Annotated in this window: 22 protein-coding genes; 10 read left to right on the forward strand and 12 right to left on the reverse strand. The window is 41.8% G+C overall.

Annotated features, from left to right (window positions below; translation table 11 throughout):
- Positions 1 to 52: 52 nt before the first annotated feature.
- From HG267_RS19770 to topA, 5 genes are all read right to left on the reverse strand, one after another.
- Positions 53 to 2,779 (reverse strand): HD family phosphohydrolase, encoded by a 2,727-nt coding sequence (locus HG267_RS19770; protein WP_052335028.1) that lies wholly within the window; start codon positions 2,777 to 2,779, stop codon positions 53 to 55.
- A gap of 366 nt (positions 2,780 to 3,145) precedes the next feature.
- A complete protein-coding gene (locus tag HG267_RS19775; RefSeq protein WP_309227678.1) occupies positions 3,146 to 4,099 on the reverse strand; it encodes an ADP-ribosylglycohydrolase family protein in 954 nt (317 codons plus the stop codon).
- A gap of 123 nt (positions 4,100 to 4,222) precedes the next feature.
- Positions 4,223 to 4,720 carry a type II 3-dehydroquinate dehydratase gene (gene aroQ / locus HG267_RS19780; RefSeq protein WP_045867563.1) on the reverse strand — a complete coding sequence of 166 codons (498 nt, stop codon included), beginning with the start codon at positions 4,718 to 4,720 and terminating at the stop codon, positions 4,223 to 4,225.
- Positions 4,701 to 4,835, reverse strand: a complete 135-nt coding sequence (locus HG267_RS19785) for a hypothetical protein (RefSeq protein ID WP_045867562.1) — start codon at positions 4,833 to 4,835, stop codon at positions 4,701 to 4,703. Before HG267_RS19785 ends, aroQ begins: the two co-directional genes overlap by 20 nt.
- 652 nt (positions 4,836 to 5,487) lie before the next feature.
- On the reverse strand, positions 5,488 to 8,172 hold the full coding sequence (gene topA, locus HG267_RS19790; RefSeq protein WP_096621943.1) for a type I DNA topoisomerase: 2,685 nt from the start codon (positions 8,170 to 8,172) through the stop codon (positions 5,488 to 5,490).
- Positions 8,173 to 8,644: 472 nt separating this feature from the next.
- On the opposite strand from topA, the gene HG267_RS19795 reads away from it, so the two are divergent.
- The 3 genes from HG267_RS19795 (at position 8,645) to HG267_RS19805 (ending at position 10,707) form a co-directional block, all read left to right on the forward strand.
- On the forward strand, positions 8,645 to 8,938 hold the full coding sequence (locus tag HG267_RS19795) for a hypothetical protein (RefSeq protein ID WP_045867560.1): 294 nt from the start codon (positions 8,645 to 8,647) through the stop codon (positions 8,936 to 8,938).
- Complete coding sequence (locus tag HG267_RS19800) at positions 8,925 to 10,166, forward strand: DUF6745 domain-containing protein (RefSeq protein ID WP_045867559.1); 1,242 nt, start codon at positions 8,925 to 8,927, stop codon at positions 10,164 to 10,166. The genes HG267_RS19795 and HG267_RS19800 overlap by 14 nt, the downstream gene beginning before the upstream one ends.
- A gap of 229 nt (positions 10,167 to 10,395) precedes the next feature.
- Positions 10,396 to 10,707 (forward strand): RNA recognition motif domain-containing protein, encoded by a 312-nt coding sequence (locus tag HG267_RS19805; protein ID WP_045867558.1) that lies wholly within the window; start codon positions 10,396 to 10,398, stop codon positions 10,705 to 10,707.
- Positions 10,708 to 10,936: 229 nt separating this feature from the next.
- Here the strand turns inward: HG267_RS19805 and HG267_RS19810 are convergent, their stop codons facing one another.
- The 3 genes from HG267_RS19810 to HG267_RS19820 all read right to left on the reverse strand — a co-directional run bounded on the left by HG267_RS19810 (position 10,937) and on the right by HG267_RS19820 (position 13,897).
- Positions 10,937 to 12,091 carry a CapA family protein gene (locus tag HG267_RS19810; protein WP_045867557.1) on the reverse strand — a complete coding sequence of 385 codons (1,155 nt, stop codon included), beginning with the start codon at positions 12,089 to 12,091 and terminating at the stop codon, positions 10,937 to 10,939.
- A gap of 674 nt (positions 12,092 to 12,765) precedes the next feature.
- Positions 12,766 to 13,446 carry a PAS domain-containing protein gene (locus tag HG267_RS19815; RefSeq protein ID WP_045867556.1) on the reverse strand — a complete coding sequence of 227 codons (681 nt, stop codon included), beginning with the start codon at positions 13,444 to 13,446 and terminating at the stop codon, positions 12,766 to 12,768.
- The gene (locus HG267_RS19820; RefSeq protein WP_045867555.1) at positions 13,427 to 13,897 is read right to left on the reverse strand and encodes a hypothetical protein; all 471 of its coding nucleotides are present in this window, start codon (positions 13,895 to 13,897) and stop codon (positions 13,427 to 13,429) included. Before HG267_RS19820 ends, HG267_RS19815 begins: the two co-directional genes overlap by 20 nt.
- Positions 13,898 to 14,396: 499 nt before the next feature.
- On the opposite strand from HG267_RS19820, the gene HG267_RS19825 reads away from it, so the two are divergent.
- The 3 genes from HG267_RS19825 to HG267_RS41950 all read left to right on the forward strand — a co-directional run bounded on the left by HG267_RS19825 (position 14,397) and on the right by HG267_RS41950 (position 15,843).
- Positions 14,397 to 14,708, forward strand: a complete 312-nt coding sequence (locus tag HG267_RS19825; RefSeq protein ID WP_045867554.1) for a hypothetical protein — start codon at positions 14,397 to 14,399, stop codon at positions 14,706 to 14,708.
- Positions 14,709 to 14,932: 224 nt separating this feature from the next.
- Positions 14,933 to 15,475 carry a GAF domain-containing protein gene (locus HG267_RS19830; protein WP_045867553.1) on the forward strand — a complete coding sequence of 181 codons (543 nt, stop codon included), beginning with the start codon at positions 14,933 to 14,935 and terminating at the stop codon, positions 15,473 to 15,475.
- A 221-nt stretch (positions 15,476 to 15,696) separates the two neighbouring features.
- Complete coding sequence (locus HG267_RS41950) at positions 15,697 to 15,843, forward strand: PEP-CTERM sorting domain-containing protein (protein ID WP_081583866.1); 147 nt, start codon at positions 15,697 to 15,699, stop codon at positions 15,841 to 15,843.
- An 89-nt stretch (positions 15,844 to 15,932) separates the two neighbouring features.
- On the opposite strand, the gene HG267_RS19835 is transcribed toward HG267_RS41950, so the two are convergent.
- Complete coding sequence (locus HG267_RS19835; protein WP_168160923.1) at positions 15,933 to 16,088, reverse strand: hypothetical protein; 156 nt, start codon at positions 16,086 to 16,088, stop codon at positions 15,933 to 15,935.
- A gap of 123 nt (positions 16,089 to 16,211) precedes the next feature.
- On the opposite strand from HG267_RS19835, the gene HG267_RS19840 reads away from it, so the two are divergent.
- The 4 genes from HG267_RS19840 (at position 16,212) to dprA (ending at position 19,931) form a co-directional block, all read left to right on the forward strand.
- A complete protein-coding gene (locus HG267_RS19840) occupies positions 16,212 to 17,024 on the forward strand; it encodes an S-adenosyl-l-methionine hydroxide adenosyltransferase family protein (RefSeq protein ID WP_045867552.1) in 813 nt (270 codons plus the stop codon).
- A 177-nt stretch (positions 17,025 to 17,201) separates the two neighbouring features.
- Positions 17,202 to 17,858 (forward strand): DUF2301 domain-containing membrane protein, encoded by a 657-nt coding sequence (locus HG267_RS19845; protein WP_045867551.1) that lies wholly within the window; start codon positions 17,202 to 17,204, stop codon positions 17,856 to 17,858.
- The gene (locus HG267_RS19850; protein WP_045867550.1) at positions 17,858 to 18,550 is read left to right on the forward strand and encodes an ElyC/SanA/YdcF family protein; all 693 of its coding nucleotides are present in this window, start codon (positions 17,858 to 17,860) and stop codon (positions 18,548 to 18,550) included. The genes HG267_RS19845 and HG267_RS19850 overlap by 1 nt, the downstream gene beginning before the upstream one ends.
- 262 nt (positions 18,551 to 18,812) lie before the next feature.
- The gene (gene dprA / locus HG267_RS19855) at positions 18,813 to 19,931 is read left to right on the forward strand and encodes a DNA-processing protein DprA (RefSeq protein ID WP_045867549.1); all 1,119 of its coding nucleotides are present in this window, start codon (positions 18,813 to 18,815) and stop codon (positions 19,929 to 19,931) included.
- Positions 19,932 to 19,977: 46 nt separating this feature from the next.
- Here the strand turns inward: dprA and HG267_RS19860 are convergent, their stop codons facing one another.
- From HG267_RS19860 to HG267_RS19870, 3 genes are all read right to left on the reverse strand, one after another.
- On the reverse strand, positions 19,978 to 20,169 hold the full coding sequence (locus HG267_RS19860; RefSeq protein ID WP_045867548.1) for a DUF6887 family protein: 192 nt from the start codon (positions 20,167 to 20,169) through the stop codon (positions 19,978 to 19,980).
- A 122-nt stretch (positions 20,170 to 20,291) separates the two neighbouring features.
- Positions 20,292 to 20,660, reverse strand: coding sequence for a photosystem II reaction center protein Psb28 (psb28, locus tag HG267_RS19865; protein WP_045867547.1), 369 nt, complete (start codon positions 20,658 to 20,660; stop codon positions 20,292 to 20,294).
- A gap of 530 nt (positions 20,661 to 21,190) precedes the next feature.
- Complete coding sequence (locus HG267_RS19870) at positions 21,191 to 22,816, reverse strand: serine hydrolase (RefSeq protein WP_045867546.1); 1,626 nt, start codon at positions 22,814 to 22,816, stop codon at positions 21,191 to 21,193.
- Positions 22,817 to 22,867: the final 51 nt, after the last annotated feature.

A 22,867-nucleotide genomic window follows, 5' to 3' on the forward strand; every position in this document is an offset into this window, starting at 1 on the left:
CCCCATTCTCCCTTCCCCCTTCCCCATTACCCATTCCCCATTCACCCATTCCCTACCCCTTAGCTACTTTCTCGTTATTGGTTTTGTATTTAGGATAAGCAATGCGTTTGTGATGGAATTGCTGCCAAACTTCTACGAAGATTTGGGCGATGTCGGACACTTCTTCACGTGTGAGTCCAGAATCTATTAGTTGATTGTCTTGCCATCTCGCCCGCAAGATATTATTCAGCATATTTAAAGCTTGTTCTGGTGTTGCATCTTTGAGCGATCGCAATGCGGCTTCACAGGAATCGGCTAACATGACAATTGCTGTTTCCCGCGATTGAGGAATTGGTCCATCGTAGCGAAAATCAGCGTCGTCTACTTGAATACTGGGATTTTCTTTTGCCATTTGCTGCGCTTGGTGATGGAAATAAGCAATCAGCATGGTTCCCTGATGTTCTGGAATGAAAGCTTGAATTGCGGTGGGTAAAAGATGTTCCTGTGCCATCGCTAACCCTTCACTAACGTGCTTTTTAATAATCGCTGCACTCTTCCAGGGGTCTTTAATTTCTGTTTCATGTTTATTCGGCCCTCCCATTTGGTTTTCGATAAAACCAGAGGGGTCGTGCATTTTACCGATGTCGTGGTAAAGCGTACCGGCGCGCACTAGTTCCACATCGCATTTGAGGTGTTTAGCAGCGGCTTCTGCTAATGTGGCTACAAATAACGTATGTTGAAAGGTTCCGGGCGCTTCTGTTGCTAGTCGCTTTAATAAGGGGCGGTTAGGATTCGCTAATTCTGCTAACCGGATCGGGGTGACTAAATCAAACAGTTTTTCTAAATAAGGACTCAAGCCTAAAGCTACAATAATCCATGCTAAACCGGATAAAGCAAATAAACCTGCATCTTTAAGGATGAGATACCAAGAAGCTGGACTTCCTAGAATTAAGAGAATTAAGTAAATTCCTCCCTGGGTTGAGGCAATAGCCAGTCCTAATAATGCCAGTTCCTCACGCGATCGCAATCTTTTGGCCATTAAACTGCCTACTATTCCCCCAGCAGCACCAGAAACCAGAGCAATTTTACTCACTTCCATGCCAATTGGTAGCACTCCTAACAATAGCCCTACAATTGTGACACCCAAAGATGGGCCATAAAAGCTACCTAACAATAAACCAATCGCACTCCAGGTAGTAAATATACCAAACGTCAGCATCCCTGGAGTACTGAGGGTAAGCAGTAAAATCAACAGGCGATCGCGTTGTCGCAATTTAATTTTTAACCGACGTTCAACAATTACAAAAATGCCAATTGCTGTAGTGACAATACCTGTCACCTTGATTAACTCTGCCCAGTTAGTCTCGCTATCAATTAATTGATAATGATCTAATACGTGCAATTGCCACGGGGTAATCTTTTTTCCTTTGTTAACAATTTCGTCATCCTTTCGCACCTCAACCATGATTGGTGCTACACTCTCTGCTGCCTGTTGTGCCTGTAGTTGTGTTTTTGTTTCATCTTTCTTCAAATTCGGTTGCAGCACAGTTAACAATACTTTCGTAACTAAAGGTTGCGCTGCTGGCGGTTCTGATTTCTCCACTTGCAAGTTGACTGTATTCTTTAAAGCATCTTCTGGTAGCCCATCAGGAATACCTTGAGCCAGAATTCGCTCAGAAATATCGCGGATTAATGTTTTTGTGGTTACCCAATCTTGATCTGATAACTCTAGAAGAATATTTTCTTGATATATGTTTTTGGATCTGCTAGCTTCGATACTTAATAGCTGTTCCTTGGCTAGCTGGTATTTTTTCCTGACTTGCGAAATTTGGGATATCAGTAAAGAATATTTTTGTGCCGAATTTGTGACTCGAAAAATTTCTAGATCCGTCACGGCTTTAAATAAATCGGCGTTGGCAGAGACATTAACTAGTTTTGTATATTCAGGGCTGAGGCTAATAGATGCTTTCCCAGGCTGGGCTAATTCTTCTTGCTTGGGGGAACCAGCTTGAGGGGATGTAGATTGTAACTGGTTTGTTTCATTGGTTTTTTTCGCTTCCTGTGCAGTCGCAGAACTGCTGTTTTGGTTAGGTAACAAAAATCCAACTGGCTGTTTTTTAGTTTTTTCTAAGGTTAGTAAGATATTTTTCCACTCTGACTCACTACAAGCGCGTAGATAACTTTGGCTAGTAATAGACAACTGTAAAGTTTCAGCAAAAGGAAAATCACCAACCACATCACGAATGTCATCACCTTGCTCGAGAATTTGCTGCAAATTACGGTTAATTTGTTCAGTAATTTGCTGATCCACCTTGAATATAGGCGGGGATGTGTTCACCACAGCATTGCGTCGCTCTGTGGTTTTTTCGATGTCTTCAATTTGGGCTGTGTAGGGGGCTTTAATGGTTTCGGGTGCCACAGTATCAACTTTTAGCTTCGGTTGATCATAAGATTTGTACCCAATCACACCCGTCAACGATACAATTGCGATCGCTAAAATCACCGAGGAACGGTTTTCATGCACCCATTTGACACCGATGTTATTTACCAATCGGTGTTCTTGCACCGATTTAGTGATTAATCTGAGTGCTATTACTGGTTTTTGAATGCCGTCACTGGTTGTTGATACATACAAACGTATGTTCTTCAACAAAGTTTTGGGAATGTTTCCCAAGCGGCTTTGGCTATTTAGTTCGCTTACAGATCTCAACAATTTTCCTTTGCGACGTAATACTTTGTACTGTCGCCGCCATTGAGTAAATTGCTGGGTTAGGGACTTCAAAAATCGCTGATGTTTCATTACCTCTGCCTACAGTTGCTTACTTTGATACCTCAAAACAAGACAAACCTAGGGGAAGTCCCCGCAAAAGCAACCGCAGCTGCTTGTAACTGAATTTGGTTCATATTAGCCCACAGTCTGATTTTGCAGGCTTGGTTCTTGTAGCCGCACCTTTAAGGATAAAGGCTGACATTCACCAACCTGATTAATAGGGAACTTCGGAGGAGGGTGCTAGGGCCGTTTTGCCACAATACCTACCTACAGAGTCAGGTTAAGAGTTTCTTTGGAAATTGTAGTATAAACAACTACTAAATTTTGTCTTTGTTGGATGATTGCTAGGATGGGATTTTTGTTCCACGCCTACAATGTTATTCAGTATAAATAACATTAACGCGATCGGATGACGCGAGGCGCACAGTAGACGCATACCTGTAAAGGTAGCGATGCTGCTTCCTCAGACATAGTATCTCTCTCTGCTGTTAATTGGCTAGAATCCAGGGCAAAATTATACAATCCTGACCACACAGCCACAAGTGCATCAGCTAATCCCACCATCAAAGAAAAATTGCTCCCTCCCATAGTTGTGGAGTTAGCTGGTGAATATAATATTTGCCAAGGCACAGGAATACCAGCAGTGCTATTGTATGCTCCTGATAAAGCACCAGTAATTGCACTTACAGTAGGTAAGTGTAAACGCTTAGAGTCTTGCTGCCAAATCTCGGCATGTTGAGTAGCTCGTAAAATTGCCAAGCGATAGTCTTCTAAAGTAGTCAGAAAACAATAAAATGCCATAGCGATCGCGTTACTTAGCTTGTCTTCTTTACTCAACTCAGCTTGCGCCCTGGCTAATCCTGCACCCCGATCTAACAAAGCCTGAACTTTTAATAATTGTTGTGGTAGAGATGTTGGCGTTTCACCAATAAAGGCGATTGTTTCGGGAATGAGGGTGCGGATATGGAGTTTTTCAGTCAAGGCTTGAGCGATCGCATACCCAACTGCGAGTGTTCCATCCCGTACCACTGGGTTATCCTCCCAGATTTCTAACACACGTAGCAAGTTTTGTCGCAATTTAAATGTATTTTCATGAAAAAAAAGTGATACTGGTAGTGTCGCTAGTATCACTCTGCCGGAAATATGATCACTGACACTTAAATAAGCAGATGCTGGTGAAGATTTTGAGCGCCAATCATCTACATCTAATCTGCCCAGTTTAATTAAACTTTCAGTCCCTAAAACCGCTATTTTATCTATGTCATAGTGTTCCGACAGTTTTTTGTCACTAGCAGAGGCTACATTTCCTCCTACTAATGCTCCAAGTAAAGTCCCGCGAAATCGACTCACAACCGAGTAGCGCATACATCAAATATAAAATAAGAAGTGTTAAGTACGAAGGACGTTCTTCCTTGACATTCTCGCAAGCTAACAAGAGTATCAAGATTTTCATCAGCCTTCAGCCTTCATACTTCATCCTTTATCCTTTCTTAAATGATGTACTAACGCTTGTAAGCCTAATAAATAACTTTGCACACCAAATCCACTTATCTGCCCAATTGCTATAGGTGCTATATAAGAATGATGACGGAATTCTTCTCGACGATAAATATTACTCAAATGTACTTCTACTGTTGGTAAATTTACACCCGCAAGCGCATCTCGCAACGCCACACTAGTATGGGTGTATGCTCCAGCATTAATTAAAATACCCTGGTGTTTTCCTAGGGCTTGATGAATAGTATCAACTAAAACTCCTTCATGATTAGACTGCATGGGGAAAACTTCCACCTGTAGTTTCTTTCCCTCTTCTACTAACAAGCGGTTAATTTCAGCCAGTGTCAACGAACCGTAAATTCCCGGCTCTCGCTGTCCTAGCAAATTCAGGTTTGGCCCATGCAGCACCAAAATACTTAAAGGCTGCAACGTCAAGTCTGGCACTTTCAGGCTATTAACGACGCGAACGCTCATTTACAGGAATCGGAATCAGTTCCGGTTCCGGCTCACCTTCTGGCCCGAGCAGAGCTTCAATTAGCTTCCGCGCCAATTCTTTCAGCTTTTCCAGTACCTTTTCTATATAGTCCATTTAACTGACTGCTCCTGAGATACTACCTCAATGTTGACTTACAGCTACGCAGAACTGGCGTACTCTTGCACCTCTGGCCTTTGATTAGGCGATCGCACTTTCCAACTTAAAGAAAGAGCCACATTATAAAATTTTTGTGTTGTGATCTGCCTTACCTACTAGATTATCACATTCTGAAGAATCCCACGGCTATGAAACTATCGCTTTGCTTGATATGAGGTATTGGCGATGGTTGACTAATCCTTATAGAGACTTTTAATTTGCTGTTGGTCTATTGATTGTAGTTCACTGCAATTAATGTGCTGGTTATGTAGTCAGGACTTAAGTTCTGATAACTAGGGCTAAATTCTTGGCTACCAGAACTTGAGCGCTGACTACTAAATTTATTCCCACCTGAGAATTAATCGGGAAGACTACTATTACGCCACAGGTAAATCAAGCACCGAGAAAAAACCCGTCTCCAGCAAGACTATATAGGTTTTTTAATTTCACACTAGCAGTTTGAGGAATTCAGCCTTTGTCTACTAGTAGTCTGCCAACCCAAAAATGTTAGGTGGAGGTTGGGTAAAGGTTAAAGGGAAAAGGGTAAGGGACAAAAACCTTTCACCTTTACCCTTTCCCCTTTACCCCGCCAAGTTGCCTTGGCGTACTACTAGTCCTCAGCATCATTTTTTTTAGCACTACTAGCCGAAGCCTTAGAAGTTGATTTAGTGGTTGACTTAGTTTTAGTAGTTGTTGACTTAGTTTTAGCAGTTGTAGATTTACTCGATTTGCGAGTCGATTTTCCAGAGGATGCTTTGCTAGCCAACAATTCTAATGCTTTCTCCAAAGTCATATCTTCTACAGATTGGCCTTCTGGAAGACTGACATTAGTTTTGCCATTTTTAATGTAAGGGCCATAGGGGCCATCATAGATGTTGATTGGTGTATCATCATCGGGATGGGTACCCAACTCACGTAAGGCAGCTTTGGATTTGCTACTGCTGGAACTACGTCCCTTTTTCGGTTCGGCTAATAAATCTAAAGCACGTTCTAAAGTAACGGTTAAGACATTATCCGCCGCTTTTAAAGAACGGTAGTCTTTGCCTTCTTTACCTTGGTCATGAACAATGTAAGGGCCAAAGCGTCCTAAACTCGCTTGAATTTTCCCACCTGTTTCGGGATGAACTCCTAATGTCCGGGGTAAGGCTAAAAGACCAACAGCCATATCCAGGGTAACTGTTTCTGGTGTTACACCTTTAGGTAAGGAAGCTTGTTTAGGTTTGGGATTTTCATCAGACTTATCGCCCAATTGTACATAAGGCCCGTAAGCGCCAATTTTGACATAAATTGGTTCCCCAGTTTCGGGATGGCGACCGAGTTGGTCGGGGCCAGAGGTTTTTTGTCGTAGCAATACCTCAACTTGTTTGGGGTCAAGGTCTGCTGGGGTTAAATCTTTAGGAATCGAAGCTGTAACTACACCTTCACCGTTTTCTACTTCGATGTAAGGGCCGTATTTACCTATACGAACTTTAGCCGCTAAATTTTCTAGTTCTACTGTTCTGGCTTTAGTAGCATCAATTTGATTTTCCCGTTCTTTGACTAAGGTTTCTAAACCTTTGTCTCCCAGATAAAATTCCTTTAAGTAGGGTAACCACTTAGCTTCCCCTGTAGCGATGTCATCCAGGGTTTGCTCCATCTTGGAGGTAAAGCTGGGATCGACTACATCAGGGAAATGTTTTTCCAATAGGTCAGTCACAGCAAACGCCGTGAAGGTGGGAATCAGAGCATTATTAACTAATTGGGCATAACCTTTATCAATAATCGTGCCAATAATACTGGCGTAGGTACTGGGACGACCAATCCCTTCACTTTCTAAGGTTTTTACCAGAGTAGCTTCAGTGTACCTAGCTGGTGGTTGAGTTTCATGGGCGATCGCTTCCAAGTTTTTGCAATCTGGATGATCTCCCACTTGCAAACTCGGCAAAATTACTTCTTGGTCTTCCAATGCAGCATCGGGATCGTCGGAACCTTCGACGTAAGCGCGTAAATAGCCGGGGAAGTCAATCCGCTTCCCAGAAGCACGGAACCCTGCATCTTCGACTTGCAACTGGATACTAACTTGGGTTTGTCTTGAGTCAGCCATTTGGCTGGCGACAGTACGCTTCCAAATTAAGTCATAAACAGCTAGTTCTCGACCGCTTAAACCAGTTTCTTGGGGAGTGCGGAAAGTACTACCCGCAGGACGAATGGCTTCGTGTGCTTCTTGTGCGCCTTTAGATTTAGTGGTGTATTGTCTGGGTTGAGGGCTGAGATATTGTTTGCCGTAAAGACTTTCTACACAACTGCGTGCAGCTGCGATCGCCTGGTCTGACAAATGCACCGAATCTGTCCGCATATAGGTAATGTACCCTTGCTCGTACAAATTCTGGGCAATTCGCATTGTGTCTCTGGCTGAGAGGCGCAATTTTCGGTTAGATTCCTGTTGCAGTGTCGAGGTAGTAAAAGGAGGCGCTGGTTTACGCGTTACAGGACGTTCTTCTACTTCTCTGACATTCCAGGTTTTACCGCTCAGGCGTTCTTGCAGTGCTAATGCATCTGCTTCTGTCAGCAAAACTACATTGCGACCAGCCGATATTTGTCCGGTTGTGGGGTCAAAATCGCTGCCATTTGCTATTTTCGTGCCTCCCAACGTCACCAACTGGGCTGTAAATGGAGCTTTTTCCTTTTCCAGGTAAGCCTTTAAATCCCAGTAAGTACCTTCATGGAAAGCGCGGCGTTGGCGTTCCTTTGTCACCAAAAGCCTGACCGCTACAGATTGTACGCGTCCAGCAGATAACCCCCAGGCAATTTTTTTCCAAAGCAGAGGAGACAGAGTATAACCCACCAGCCGATCCAAAATCCGGCGCGTTTCTTGGGCGCGAACTAACTGCTCATCAATATTGCGGCAGTTTTTCAAAGCCTTTTTAATCGCCTCTTGGGTAATCTCGTGAAACACCATCCGCTTTGTCGGCACTTTTGGCTTGAGCAACTGGTATAAATGCCAACTAATACTTTCACCTTCCCGGTCTTCGTCCGTCGCCAGAATCAACTCATCAGCCTCTTTGAGAGCATCTTTGAGCTGAGTGACAACTTTCTTTTTATCCTTGGGGACAACATACACTGGCTCAAAGTCGGCATCTACATTCACCCCAAGCTGTGCCCATTTTTCTGCTTTGACAGCGGTGGGAATTTCGCTAGCCGACTGGGGTAGGTCACGTACATGACCCATAGACGCTTCCACCCGATAGCCTGATGGGAGGTAGTTGCGAATGGTACGAGCTTTGGTTGGAGATTCGACAATGACGAGAGTTGACATGGAAATTTCAAAAAAAAGAATAGCTGCGAAGCTAAACAGAGAAATTTAGACGATTGGGCGTGATGTCAAAATGGAACGTCGCGCTTATTGATGTGAGTTTATCTTCACACAAACTGCCCATTAGGGTGAAAATCCGCTAAAGTTTGGGCACTGTCCTTTCCAGATAATAAGGTAGGAAAACACTGGCTTAGAATTTCCAGCTATTTCAATCTTTAACTTATATCAGCAAAATTGGCGACTACAGTTTTCAAAATACCCCCAAAGTGTAATAGAGTGATACGTCGTGTGTTTGGGGACTGGGTAATGGGTAATGGGTAATGGGTGTTCGTTATTTGTTCCCTTTTTCCGTTTTACCTTTTCACCTTGTGACCTCATCTTTCCCATCCCTATTCCCACAAAGGTTGTGCCAAAATTAAATCAAACTTGAGAGCAAAAACGAAGTGGGGTTTGTACCTATCTTGGAGTTTGAACTATGCAGCCAATCCGTCAAGGTGATGTCATTCTACTACCTGTGCCACAAGTTGAAGGAGAAAAGATACCTCACTTGACCTTGGCAGAAGGCGAGGTAACTGGGCATAAGCACCGTATTACTGAGGGTGAGGCAAAATTATTTTTCAAAAATGATACTTTGTACTTACGTGTGTATTCTCAGACTGCTTTGTTAGCTCACGAAGAACATCAGGCGATCGCAGTTCCGCAAGGTCATTGGATGGTGAAAATTCAACGAGAATACGAGCCTGAAGGGTGGCGCTATGTCGCTGATTGAAAAGTTAACGTCTGAGCAAGAAGCTTTAATTCCAGTTTATCGGGATAAGTGGCGAAAAATTGCGCTTTCCACTGAACGAATTGATCGTGAAAAAGCTGCAGAAGCAGTAAAAGCAGCCTACTTAGCAAGTGGTAAGAATGCTCCTAACATTATTTTTTCTGAAAGTCCTTATCTAGCTCTCAAATCTACTATCTTTGACAAGCTTGATTACTTGAAGCAGGAATTAAATAACAAAGTTGTTAGCCAATTAAATAATTCATCAATTAGTAACCTAAAAAGGCTGCAAAGGGATTTGCTAGAAAAGCCACTAGAGCCATTAGGAAGACAAACTTCGTTCTTCAGCGATCTGAGTTATTCAATATATCCTCAAGTTTTTCAGGATATCAAAATCGATGAAGACCTATTCGATAAACTGGTCTATAGTAAATTAAATAACAATTTCTCCGATATTTTAGGTTTTCGGCTAAGTTTTGTACTAGAAAATTACATCAGAATCTATCTGAATGAACAACTACAAAGTGAAGATTGGCAACAAATAAACCTGCAACTCGGAAGTCGGTTATCATCTTCTCTCCAAGCCAGTTTATACTCTTACATCAATAATTTCTTTAGGCTATGTTTTCACCCAGAAGAAGAGTGTAAAATTAACAGCTTCAGGGATTTTATTATTACTTGTGTATGGGTTTATGAAATTTTCCCAGAATTGTTAATATATCAATCTTTAATTAAAGAGTGCGGATGGATTTTTGCTTTTGATAAAGCTGTAATTATCTGCGATCGCCCGCTTCATATTCGTTTCGATCATCAAAATCGTCTCCATGCAGAAGGCGAACCAGCTATCGAGTACGCTGATGGATTTAGCCTCTACTTTTATCACGGTGTAACTTTACCTGAAAAATACGGAAAAGTTCACCCGCAGCAATGGCAAGCGCAATGGTTATTAACAGAAAATAATGCCGAGTTGCGGCGAGTGTTAATTCAAGGTATTGGTTATGCCCGAATTTGCCAAGAATTACAAGCTCTTGAATTAGATACATGGGCAGAATATACGCTTTTAAAGATTGATGCTGATGTTGATGAAGAGCCAGTTTATTTATTAAAAATGACTTGTCCTAGCACTGGGTTTATCCACGCCTTGCGAGTTCCACCAGATATGAAATCAGCACATGAGGCTATTTGCTGGATAAATTGGGGAATTGCTCCCGAAGAATTTGCAGTTCAAACCTGAATTATAAATTTGATATTTACCTAATCAATAAATTAGCCGAAATCAAGAAAGTTTTTTATTGTATCACACATTACCATAAATGGATAAGATTTATAGCCGCGCTAGCTAAAAGTTGTGATAGCATAAAATTGGAGAAGTTAGATTCGGTGATACAAATCTTGTTTTTAGTTATAATTGCAAGCGCCTCCCCGGATAAGCATCTCTGCATCAATGGATTCTGGAGAGTTTCATGTCTATTTACGTAGGGAACCTATCCTACAGCGTCACACAAGATGACCTCAGCAAGGTATTTTCTGAGTACGGTACTGTAAAGCGAGTTCAATTACCCACAGATCGGGAAACTGGTCGCTTACGTGGCTTTGGTTTCGTGGAAATGGAATCATCAGCCGCAGAAGATGCAGCTATCGAAGCTCTAGATGGTGCCGAATGGATGGGGCGTGTAATGAAAGTTAATAAAGCTAAACCACGGGAGGACAGAGGTGCTCGCTCTGGTGGTGGCAATTGGGAAAGAAATGCTAGTGGATACTCACGAGGTTATTAAGTCCTGAGTCTATTCATGAAGGCAAACTATAACAAGCCTTAGCTAACAAAAATATCCCATTATTCGCAGATTCAGTAATTTACTGAACTGCTTGCTTATATAATAAGCAGTTCAAATCTATACTTGAACTGCTTATTTTTCAATGATTTTGACAGGTTCTAAAAAAGCACTACCTGCGTTAAGTTAATCTGCGTTGATAGTGCTTCAAAATTCAAAAATCAAGCCCTGACTATTGGGTATTCATCACCACTATTTCACCCCTTTTATTAATCTTTACTTGATTATCGGGAAAATCTTTTTTGTTCAAATAACGCAGCAATCCTACAGTTCTAAACCTCTGATCTATTCGAGGAATTCCCTGCTTATCTAGATGAACAGGGATAATTTTACTAAACAATAAATCTCCTTTAGAGTTGAGTTTAGCTTCTAATATCATTGAGTAACCAGTCTCGGCTGCTGTTGATAAAGTCCGATAACCTAAAAAGTTACCCAAAGAATAGGCAATTAATTTACCTTTATAAATTTCGATGGCTCTGGGTACATGAGGCCCATGCCCAATAACTAAGTCTGCGCCCATATCAACCATTGTGCGGGCAAACTTTAGCGAATTGCCTCTATTTTCTCCATAGAAATATTCTGTCTCATTTTTAACTCGTAGCGCCCCTGTACCTTCAGCTCCTACTTGCATCGAAACAACTACAATATTGGCATTATTTTTAGCTTCTAAAACTAAGGCTTTAGCAGCTTCTAAATCGTTAACAGAATTATACAAGTCATAAGTAGTAAATCCGATCATTGCGACCGGAATATTATTAGCTTGTAAGTAGAGAATCTGATTTTTATGACCTAATGTGTCAATACCTACAGCAGCAAGGTTTTTGACTGTATCACGAAATCCTATAGGGCCAAAATCCATTGCATGATTGTTGGCTACATTCATCACATCAAAACCAACATCAGCAAATAATTGAGCATAATCAGGTGGAGAACGAAAAGCAAAAGTTTGCCCTTGACTGACATCTTTAGCACTGTAGGGATAGTTAGTTAAGCTACTTTCAAAATTACCAAATAAAATATCAGCTCCCTGTAGATAACCTCTCACAGACTTTGGCAAGAGTTCATCGCGAAAGCGAGGTAGTCTGTAGTTAGGATAATTCGTACCAGGAATTACATCACCAACAGCTTTAATCGTAATCGTGTCTGAAGGATTTGCCTGATTTTCAGGGACAACAAAGGGAAGTTGCAGGGGTTCTGTAGGTGTTGTAGCTGCATCTGAACGCTGCATCTGCCCAAAACGAATGAAAATTCCTATACCAATACCTAGGCAAAAACAACAACTGATAAAACCTACTGAGAATAAATGTCTCAGCTTCTGATTAACCATCATTCACTCCTCAAATGATGGCATCAGTTTATCCCACAAATTCTCATACTTGGTATAGTTTTTTCCCTGATTTTGGCAAATTTGAATACATAAACCCCATCTATTTTGAGAATAGAAGTTTTTCAACAGGAACAGGAACTAGAGACCATACCATTTTGGAAAAAGAATGCGACAGATAAGTAGTTACACAAAATTAATTACACAATGTCATTGCGAATGTAGCGAAGCGAAATGAAGCAATCGCAAGGGCTGGGATTGCTTCGCTTCGCTCGCAATGACTGTAAATATTTTTGTTTAGGTACTTAGGTAGGTAGAGGGCACGACAATGCTATGCCCTCCAGAATATATTGATGTGTTGCAAAGATTATTTGAATTGGGATTAATTTTTCTACTGTTATGAAACTGCAATCTGCTGTAATTTATTGCAGCTTGAATCTAATGTTTCGGTTTACGGGATCAAAATATTCCAAATCAAAATATTCAACAAGGGCGGAAAATACCGATGACAAATGCTGCAAAGGCTAATTACATCGGTTTGTTTCATTTCATTATTGAATTGTAATAGCAAGCACCTTGTTGTACTAGTGGTAGAAACCTGTAATAAAGCACACCTTAATGGAATGCAAGCACCTGATAACTGTTGGTTAAATTTCAGAAAAAGCTAAATGATGTATTTAAGCCGGTTCAAACACTCCAGGTGGAATGGGCACGAGTTGAGGCGTTGACAAACAAGTTCCTTGTCTGTACCAAATGCCTTCCACCTCAAAAGCCTCGAACTGAGTCGTGAGAATTGCCCAAGCTTTTTCATTTAACCCAGCAGAATATGTCCAGGTAAATCGGCGATCGTTATATAATTTTTGCTCTAGTTCCGCCAAATCCTCGGGTAGCCAAAATTGGGTCATTACCCGTTGAGTAGCAATTTCTGGCGGCGTTTGTAACATTTCAGCCATTGGCTGATTCACAATAATCTGCTTGCGAGTATCTTGTCTAACGATGCTCACTGGGCGCTCGTTTTCTGCTGCAGCAACCATGCGGTACAACAACTCCGATGGAACTTGTAACTGGCTGCAAAACACAGCACCCTGATATTGCAATATCCGTTCCGCAGTTTCTGGCAATGTTGGCGGTTCTTTAGTCGCCATCCAGCCAAAAAATTCAATTGGTTGTTTACAGCCTCGCCAGCGTATCCGCACTTTCCCATTTATTTTGTATGCAGTTTCGCTCAGAGCGTCTCCGTAGCTTTGCGCTAAATGCGTGGCATCGCGCTTGGTAGGGGCAAAAATTGAAACCCCTTCATGAGACATTTTATAATTCCACCCCGGTAAGTTGAGGATTCTAAGAATACTCACACTCATCTTTTTCGACACCTCCAGAATCTCTATATACTTTTACACCCTTAATGTCCCGATACACGGAAACTTTATCCTGATATACAGAAACTTTAAATGTTTCTTGCCAAATCTTTTTTCTTTCCTCCTCTGGAATACCTAAAGCCGATGTGATGATTGCGAAGTCTCCTGGTGTTGGGAGTACTTCACCTTTTGCCAGCGCTTGTAGGTTTTTAACTCCACAGCGCTTGAGTTTTGTCATGTTGGCTTGTACTACATCAGCAATTGTTTCGGGCTTTTGTGGGGTTTCGGAGCGAGAACCAATTTTTTTAGTGATCCACTCCTGAGTCATTTCCTCTATTGCGTCGCTTTGAGAAATGCCCAAGCGCGCACAGATGCTCTTGAATTCTAAGGCTAAATCCCGGGGAATATAGCCGCTAATTTGCTTGTAATCATCAGAACGCCTTCTGTCAGTCATATATCTCAAATGGTGAATTTAGTACTTGTTCCTATTTTCTCTCATGAAGTCGGAAATGCAAGACATTTTCATGTGTCACATTTAAATGACAACTTGACAAAAAAAAATGACAAGACTAGTATGGTTTACATGGAGCAGTAAGCGGCTGAAGACTAAGAAACGGTAGACAACACCTGGGGCTAGCTGCGATTTTTTGTAGCTAGCTTCTCACCTTAATGTGCAAATTGAGGGTTTTTGACGACCCATTGTTATTAAGTATATATGCTTGTGCCCATTGTACAACAATAGAGCCTAAATTTGCCTACTGAATTCTCATGTTGTACTTGGCTAATTTGGATGGACATCTACACTCTGTTACGAAAAATAAAATTCACTGCACAAATGATGTTTTTCAGAGTAACAAAGGTCAATCTCATTTTTGGTTTTAACAGCATCAAGTTGCCGTAATGCCTGATTACCTGGGTTTAAACTCATTCACGGTATCGAATCAACAATAACTATGACCCAATTAACCTTTGAGCAATTCGTCCATCCTTTGTCTGAGTTTCCTAACATTGTCCAAATGGAAGGTAGCGATGAGCCAATGTTAGATTTGTACACGATGGCAGGACTAGTACTGTATACCGCATGTGCGAACAATAACCTTCACGCTAGAGAGAATATACTTCAGACCTTAGCGAACTATCCAGAATTAGATGGCGATGTTTTGTTTGATCGTTGTCAGATGGGCGATCGCGCTGCAATTTTACAAATGACATCTCTGATAGTCTCTGGACTGGAAAGCAGCTTGGAAGCGGTGACAGTGGTTTAGAGACTAGGTTTGAAAATTTCTGCAAGTCGGTATTAAGTCGTGATTTGTATCGGTGAATGCGATACTGCTCGTTTTTGGTTTTGGGGAAAAGGTGAAAGGTTAAAGGTTAAAGGTTTTTTCTTTTCCATTCCCCTGTTTCCCCTTCACCCATAAGTATTGCCAGAGGGTGATGTTTTGGATGGTCAGGCATTGAGAAAATATCCAAGAACATCACCCAAATTTTGATGAGTAAGCTAGTTTTGCCAGCATCCATACAAAGTGTTTTAGACAAATACAGCGAGCCGGATGAGATTTTTACTGCAATACTGCCTATCATTGGAGAAGTTTTGCAGTGCGATCGCTGTTTTCTCTATCTGAGAAATCCTCAAACTAAGTTTGCTAAAGTCGCCTATTGCTGGCGGCGAAATTCAGAAATACCCGATATTACTGACTCTGAGTGGAGATTAGATCCAGAGTCGTTACCCCAAGAAGATCCTTTATTTGCGGCTGCATTACAGAATCAGCCTTCTGTTTATGTTGAAGATATAGAGACTGAAAGTCCAGAAGTAGTAAATAAAGAATTTGAGCGTCAGAATTTTGGACATAGAGCGCTGATTCATGCTCATTTGTGCCAAAATCAGCAATTATGGGGAATTTTGCAGCCTTGTGTGTTTGGTCAAAAGCGGATTTGGTCAAAGAGCGATCGCGCTTTTGTCACGCAACTAGAAAGCCTACTTACACCTTTGGCAGTTAGCTATGTCAAAGCTGTCACTAATTATCCAACTTGATAAACACATAACGCACATCATTGCACAAAAATTTTGAGACAATTCATCTACCTTTGCTCCTCAAATATCTTGCAATCAAAGCAATGGCAAGTTTTTAATCGCCAGTTTGTTAGTTTAGCTTGATGTTATCAATTTTCTATGAAGTAGCTATTTAATAAAAAAGTTTGTACTAATATTTTTCTTTCCCCCCCTACCTACTCAGCGACGGGATATTTTTTTAGTTGGAAGTCCCTAACCATGCTTTTCAAGAGGTTCCCGAACCATTGACTATTGGTGGCTCATTGCTTGCTCTCGGTTTTGGTTTGTGGATGAAACGTCAACCCCTGCGGGGAATCCAAAATTCAAAATTCAAAATTAAGCAAATTTGACCAAAGCATCTGGACAAAACATCTCAAAAGACAAAACCCTGCGTGAGCAGGGTTAAATGTCACAAAACTATAAACAAGGAGTTGTTGATTTAACGACAATAATTCATTTCGTCTTCTAATTGACGAACTAGTCTCTCGTCGCCGTTGGCTCTCGCTACTTGCAGGCGACGTTCGATATTTCTTTGAATATTTTCTCTGTGGGCTTCTCTGGCTTGGTTGGCGGCTTGTAATCTATTTTTATTCATATGATTACCTGGTTATCTCTCGGCTTTTTTGTTTTGTATTCATAATATAGCACAAATTTCGTAGCCTTTGTTACAGATTTTTCTGCTTTATTATATATTTATAGATGAACATCGTATCTACCAATGGATAAATCTCAAATCCTTGATGGCAAAGCCAGCGTAGTGACGCTGTTAAGCGATTTTGGCGATCGCGATGTTTATGTAGCTGTAATGAAGGGCGTAATTGCTCAAATCAACCCTCAGCTAAGGGTTATCGACTTAAATCACCAAATTACACCGCAAAATCTAGCAGCAGCTAGGTTTTGCTTAATGGATGCTTATCCTTACTTCCCAGAGGGGACGGTGCATATAGCTGTGGTAGATCCGGGAGTGGGTAGCAAACGCAGGGCGATCGCAGTAGAGTTTGCCCAAGGATTTTTAGTAGGGCCGGATAATGGCATTTTCAGTGGCATACTCAGTCAACAACAGGCGATCGCAGCAGTTGAGTTAACAAATCGTAATTATTGGCGGAGCACCGAAATTAGCCACACTTTTCACGGTAGAGATATTTTCGCACCAGTTGGAGCTAATTTAGCAAGCGGTGTACCAATCCAAGAACTGGGGCGAGAAATTGATCCCGCTAGTTTGGTACAGCTAGAGATCACAGAATGCCAACAGAGAGGAAATGTTATCACAGGTTGTATTCAATATATTGACCATTTTGGTAACCTAGTGAGCAACATTCCGGGGAGTTATGTGCAGGGTAAAACCTGGCGCGTACAAGTGGGAAGCTTGACAATACCGGGGTGTGAAACTTACAGCGATGTCAAAGTTAGAGAAGCCATTGCATTAGTAGGAAGTCATGGCTGGGTAGAAATTGCCATCAATAGTGGTAATGCACAGTCACAATTGCAGATTAACTGGCAAGATAGTTTAGAGGTAATACGGCTCGGTTAAAGATTTTCACCTTTGAATGTGGTTAGGGTAAAAGGGGAAAGGGTAAGGGTGAAAGGTTTTTTCTTTATCCTTTCCCTCTGAACTGACAACTATTGAGGCTAGAAGTTCTACAATTTTAGATTTTGGATGGTGAAAGATTTATTGTAGAGATACCAAATCCAGACTCATAACTAATCTATGACTACACAAACATTATCAGCACCAGAAGTTTATCAAGGTCAGTTTGGGGAATTTACAATTACTCAAAGCGATCGCACTGGGGTAATTATCTATCGCGCTGGGTTAATGGTAGCTGCACTTAGCTTGGCGATCGCTAGCGCTTTAGTGGTGTTCAACAATCAACCAGCAACTTTAGCAGCGCTAACTCCGCTATATGCTTGTTTTACACTGGCTCTTGGTGTAAGTTTATTCACCATCCATATTTATATGCTGGCATTGCACCGACTGTTACAGGCTTTTTGGGCAATTGGTAGCATTGCAGCAGTGGGATTGGCGTTTTATAGCAGCGAACCTTTAGCTGTTACCGTTTACAATCATCCTCTTACCTTATTCGGTGTTGGATTTACCTTTGTAGCGCTGACAGGTATTTATTTCAAAGAAGCTTTTTGCTTTAATCGCTTGGAAACTAAGATATTAACTTTTACAGTACCAATATTGTTGTTAGGGCATTTGGTAGGAATTTTACCAATTCCAGCAGAACAGGTTTTACTAGGAATTTGGGCAATTTTGTTTTTAGTCTTTGCATTGCGAAAAACAGTGCAAGCAATTCCTGCGGATATTGGCGATAAGTCTGTGTTTACTTATTTGAAACAGCAGCGTTCAAATAAGGGTTAATGCAGAAGAGAAACAATCGCCAGCAGCTAAAACTACCCAAAATTCGATTAATTAAACGCCAAGAATTGTGGGTTTTGACGGTTCAGGGATGGATAATTGCGATCACGCTAGTTGCGGCTTTACTATTTTTCGCAATTACTCATATACATCCATTTCTAGCCGTCAATACTCCTATCAAATCAGCAAAAATCTTGGTAGTGGAAGGATGGGTACCAGATTATGCACTCCAAGAGGCGATTAGTGAATTTAAACGCGGGAATTATCGCCAAATTATCACCACAGGCGGAACATTAGAGCAAGGAAGTTATTTAAGCGCATATAAAAGCTTTGCAGACGTAGCCGCAATCACATTAAAAAAACTAGGTGTAGCACCAGAGAAAGTGATAGCTGTTCCAGCACCTTATGTAATTAAGGATCGTAGCTATGCATCTGCTAACGAATTTAGTCGCTGGTTAGCCAATTCAGAGTTTAGCGGAGAATCCATCAATCTATTCTCTTGGGATGCTCATACTCGTAGAAGCTGGCTGCTATTTAAAAAAGTATTAGCCTCTCATATTCAAGTAGGCGCGATCGCATCTACCAACAGAGACTACAATCCCCAGCAATGGTGGCGTTACAGCCAAGGTGTGCGAACAGTCTTAGATGAAGTGATCGCATATATTTATGCACAATTTTTTAATTGGAAGGCTTAAGTTGGGGTTTGTCATTTGTCATTTGTCATTTGTCATTTGTCATTTGGTGTTTGTTATTCTCCTTTCCCCTTTCCCCAGTCCCCATTACCCCTTATCCCCAGAGGGGGCCCCGAGTTCCCCAGTCCCCATTCCCCAGTCCCCTTTTCCCCATTCCCCAGTCCCCAATCCCCAGTCCCCAATCCCCAATCCCCAATCCCCAATCCCCATTAACAACTAAGCCAAAATTGGGAATACTCAAACCAATGGCTGTGAGGATGAGAAAGTGGGAGAAGAACGCGCGTATTGGTTAGCTTGGTCGCAAATTTCTGGGATTGGCCCTGTATTTCTGCGGCGTTTGCAGCAGCATTTTGGTACGCTGTCTATAGCTTGGAAAGCAACAAAGGCGGAATTGTCGCAGGTAGAGGGTTTTGGTTTTCAGACTTTAGAAAAAGTAGTCAAACAGCGATCGCGTTTGCATCCAGAACAATTATTGATCAAGCACCAGGAAGAAAACCCCCATTTTTGGACACCAGCAGATGTAGATTATCCCCGCTTGCTATTAGAAACCCCCAGTCCACCTGCTTGTTTGTACTATCGCGGTGAAGTTGAACTACAAGAAAATTTGGGAAATAAACCTTTAGTGGGAATTGTTGGAACTCGTCAACCTTCAGATTATGGCATCCGTTGGACTCGCCAAATTAGCACAGCTTTAGCAAAAAACGGCTTTACAGTAGTTTCGGGAATGGCTGAGGGCATCGATACCGAAAGCCATGCCGCTACAATGAAAGCTGGTGGGAGAACGATCGCAGTTTTAGGTACAGGTGTTGATATTATTTATCCACCCAAAAACCGGGAACTCTACAAGCAGATTTTGACTGCGGGATTAGTCGTCAGTGAGTATCCCGCCAAAACCCCACCTGATCGCAATCACTTCCCACGTCGCAATCGGATTATTGCAGGTTTGAGTCGCGCCATTTTAGTTATCGAAGCACCAATCAAATCGGGTGCGTTAATTACAGCTACCTACGCTAATGATTTTGGTAGAGATGTATACGCTTTACCTGGGAGAATTGACGATTATCCATCTCAAGGTTGTTTAAAATTAATTAGTCAAGGCGCTTCCATAATTCTCAAAGAATTAGACGAACTATTAAAAACCCTGGGAGCAATACCACAAATCGACGTAGTACAAGATTCTTCAGCACCCCAGCAATTGAGTTTGCCAGATTTAGCACCAGAATTGCAACAGGTAATTAATGCGATCGCTTCTGATGCTTTACCATTTGATTTTATTATTCAAAAAACTGGTATGGATGCTGGTTCAGTTTCCAGCGCTTTATTACAGTTAGAATTGATGGGTTTAGTATCGCAACTCCCAGGAATGCGATATCAAAAAGTTTGATCGCGCTGATGCGTTAGCGATAGCGTAACGCATCCTACGTGAACGGCTATCTTTGTCCTTGATTAACTCTCTTTTCCAATTCAGCTTCAGCCTCTTCAATTGACATTAGCTTTGGGTTGGGGTTCGCTGCGTGTAAGCGGTCAACGTATGCATAAAAAGCTTCAGTATTGTTAGGATTATGCAACACGTAAACTCGTAATTCGGCATCCGTCATATCCGCAAAGTTGGGTTGCGTCATTTTGTAAGCGAAGAGGTTATTTATAAAGTCGCATTGATGGTGCGTTACGGCTAAATTTCATTGTCTCTGTGTCCCAAATCCTTTCACAGCCGTAACACACCCTACTTACTTTATTGGATTATTTACCGTTCGCCATATTCCATGCCATTTGCTTCAGCGTAGCGGTGCATAAAACGCATAAATCTTTCCCAATGATCATCTTGCTCAATTTCAAATTTACATTCAACTCGCTGTAATTCATCACCTTCATCACCACCAAAAATGAAGCGAGTAGAAGAAGGAGTCACATTAATTTCGCCTTCTTCATCAGTTAAACGTAATGAATTTAAAGATGGTTTAGTAAAGCTATTAAACCCTTCCAAAGCTTGGAGTTTTTCAAAAAACATTACTACTATACGTTTACCAGTGCGAACTTCACGCCGCAAGCTGACATTACTCAGTTCTTCAAAAAGTCCTGAAAAAAATTGGATAGAAGGTGTTGTTGATTCCATATTTAAATGAAGAATTAAAAAGTATGAAGGATAAAGGATGAAGCTTAGAAAGCATCAGCTTTCACACTTCATCCTTTTGATGAGTATTCTTCATTTATTTTCAGTCTTCAGAGGTGTTCAGTAATTCGTAATTCGTAATTCGTAATTAAGAACGTTAGGTATTATCTGGGTTTGCAGGTTTAAATATTCTGCCGAATTCACAATTTTTAGTATAAAAACTTACAAACACCAAATGTCCAAGGAAAACTTTTATGGCTCCTTAGTTTATACCAATTTGAATAATGATTGGGACAAATGAATTGCCGAAAAGCTTAGTCAATCAATCTTTCACAATCCAAAACCTGTCTTGGAAAGTTTGCTCAACGGGGGGAACCCCCGCACGCAACTTTCCGCAAAATCCAAAATCCAAAATGGTATAGCGTTTCCTAGTCTAGTGAAGTACAAATTTATCGGCGTTTATCTGCGTTTATCCTTTTTCATCGGCGGTTAATTTTTTATTGCTGTACCTCACCAGCATGGGAAGCGCTATATTACCTTGGTGGGTAATATTGGGGATTCATGACTGGATATGGATAACCAGTATTCGGCATAGGATTTACCATACCATTTGGGTAAGGAGCCATCACTGGGGCAGGATAACCATTCATTGGTAATGCATTACCCCCATTGTTGGGCATCATGGGTACATTGTTAACCCCATTATTGGGCATTACTGGTACAGTATTAACACCACTGTTGGGTACAGAGGGTGACATGACTGGAGTCTGATAACCAGTGGTTGGTATAGGACTACTTGTCACATTGGGGATGGCACCATTTTGGCTAAATTGTTGGTAAGCTGCACGCGAAATACCGCTAATCAGTTTTTCGGCGCGCGCATCGTTGTTGGGACGCTGTACCATGACTGCGGCTATGTAGCGCTTACCTGTGGGGATATCAACTAAACCTGCATCTGCCAGCATTGTACCAATATCGCCTGTTTTATGGGCAATAGTCGCGCCTGTGCCTAAACCGGATGGGAGCAAATTGTCTCTTTCAGTTTGGCGCATGATATCGAGTAAGCGATCGCGCGATCGCATATTCACCAAGTTCCCCTGATTTACCATCGCCATCAATGTGGCTAATTCCTTGGGACTGGTGGTATTTGTTCCTTGTAAATCGGGGAGTTGATTACGAATGGCTGTGGTTGTCAAACCCCAACTGCGGAATCTTTGGTTAAGTGCTTCTATTCCTCCCAAGCGCGCAATCAGCATATTTGTAGCTGTATTGTCGCTGATCGTAATCATTTTTGTGGCGACTTCTAAAGCTGAATACTGGGTTCCCGCAGGCTTGTATTGCATATTTCCGGAACCACCAGCAATCATACTTTGCTGCATGGTCAGCATTTCATCTAACCGGATTTTTCCTGCATCTAAATCTTGGAAAAAGGCTACTAAGATAGGAACTTTAATTGTACTAGCGGCGGGAAAACTGGCGGCACTATTAATATCTACATAAGAACCTGTATCTAAATCAACTAATAAAACCCCTGGTGTCAGACTAGGGTTTGCAGCCGCCAGGTTTTGCACGGCAGATTTTAATGAGGGAATTTCTTGTGATAAAGATAAGCCGGAGGGTGTTGCAGCATTGGGGGTAGGCTGGGTTTGTCCGGCGTTGGTATTAGATGAGGATGAAGATGTGGGAGTCATCCGCGAAGCTGGATCTAATATAGATAACACCGTACCCATAATGGCACCAATCCCAACACCTACGATTAACAACCGTAAGGTATATAGCAGGGTTCTAGCCATTGGCTTTAAACGCGTCTTGCGCGATCGCACCACAGTTTTTGCCACCCCATGCTGATTTACCCGCACTGTTTTTAACTTCACAGTGTTGGATTGTACTTGTGGAGTCGCTACCTTGTTTCGAGGTATGGGTTTGACTGCTGCTGGCATGACTAATCCTGCCTTGGATCTAGAGCCGCCAACCACCATTGGTGTATAACTGTTACTATTTGTTACACGCGTCAGTGGCGCTTCTTTTGCGCCTCCACGTTTCTGCGCGGGTACTTTCGTCTTCTTTTGTTCCACCTTTTGGACTTTGCGTGGACGTTGGCGGCGGTTTCTGGGTTCACGCCGCGAGAAAGGTATTTGTTTGTCAATCGATTCTGACACGGCTACTCCTTGCGACCCAATGCACTTGTTTATGCCAACTCCCAAACCAAA

This window comes from Tolypothrix sp. PCC 7601 (assembly GCF_025677855.1).
Classification (GTDB): Bacteria; Cyanobacteriota; Cyanobacteriia; order Cyanobacteriales; family Nostocaceae; genus Aulosira; species Aulosira diplosiphon.

Bases quoted from the DNA above. Each gene is read 5' to 3' on its own strand.
- HG267_RS19770 (WP_052335028.1), bottom strand. From the start codon at position 2,779: ATGAAACATCAGCGATTTTTGAAGTCCCTAACCCAGCAATTTACTCAA.
- HG267_RS19820 (WP_045867555.1), bottom strand. From the start codon at position 13,897: ATGACTGACAGAAGGCGTTCTGATGATTACAAGCAAATTAGCGGCTAT.
- HG267_RS19825 (WP_045867554.1), top strand. From the start codon at position 14,397: ATGACCCAATTAACCTTTGAGCAATTCGTCCATCCTTTGTCTGAGTTT.
- HG267_RS19840 (WP_045867552.1), top strand. From the start codon at position 16,212: ATGGATAAATCTCAAATCCTTGATGGCAAAGCCAGCGTAGTGACGCTG.
- HG267_RS19845 (WP_045867551.1), top strand. From the start codon at position 17,202: ATGACTACACAAACATTATCAGCACCAGAAGTTTATCAAGGTCAGTTT.
- HG267_RS19810 (WP_045867557.1), bottom strand. From the start codon at position 12,091: ATGGTTAATCAGAAGCTGAGACATTTATTCTCAGTAGGTTTTATCAGT.
- psb28 (WP_045867547.1), bottom strand. From the start codon at position 20,660: ATGGAATCAACAACACCTTCTATCCAATTTTTTTCAGGACTTTTTGAA.
- aroQ (WP_045867563.1), bottom strand. From the start codon at position 4,720: ATGAGCGTTCGCGTCGTTAATAGCCTGAAAGTGCCAGACTTGACGTTG.
- HG267_RS19835 (WP_168160923.1), bottom strand. From the start codon at position 16,088: ATGAATAAAAATAGATTACAAGCCGCCAACCAAGCCAGAGAAGCCCAC.
- HG267_RS19795 (WP_045867560.1), top strand. From the start codon at position 8,645: ATGCAGCCAATCCGTCAAGGTGATGTCATTCTACTACCTGTGCCACAA.
- topA (WP_096621943.1), bottom strand. From the start codon at position 8,172: ATGTCAACTCTCGTCATTGTCGAATCTCCAACCAAAGCTCGTACCATT.
- HG267_RS19805 (WP_045867558.1), top strand. From the start codon at position 10,396: ATGTCTATTTACGTAGGGAACCTATCCTACAGCGTCACACAAGATGAC.
- HG267_RS19850 (WP_045867550.1), top strand. From the start codon at position 17,858: ATGCAGAAGAGAAACAATCGCCAGCAGCTAAAACTACCCAAAATTCGA.
- HG267_RS19785 (WP_045867562.1), bottom strand. From the start codon at position 4,835: ATGGACTATATAGAAAAGGTACTGGAAAAGCTGAAAGAATTGGCGCGG.
- HG267_RS19830 (WP_045867553.1), top strand. From the start codon at position 14,933: ATGAGTAAGCTAGTTTTGCCAGCATCCATACAAAGTGTTTTAGACAAA.
- HG267_RS19860 (WP_045867548.1), bottom strand. From the start codon at position 20,169: ATGACGCAACCCAACTTTGCGGATATGACGGATGCCGAATTACGAGTT.
- HG267_RS19815 (WP_045867556.1), bottom strand. From the start codon at position 13,446: ATGAGTGTGAGTATTCTTAGAATCCTCAACTTACCGGGGTGGAATTAT.
- HG267_RS19800 (WP_045867559.1), top strand. From the start codon at position 8,925: ATGTCGCTGATTGAAAAGTTAACGTCTGAGCAAGAAGCTTTAATTCCA.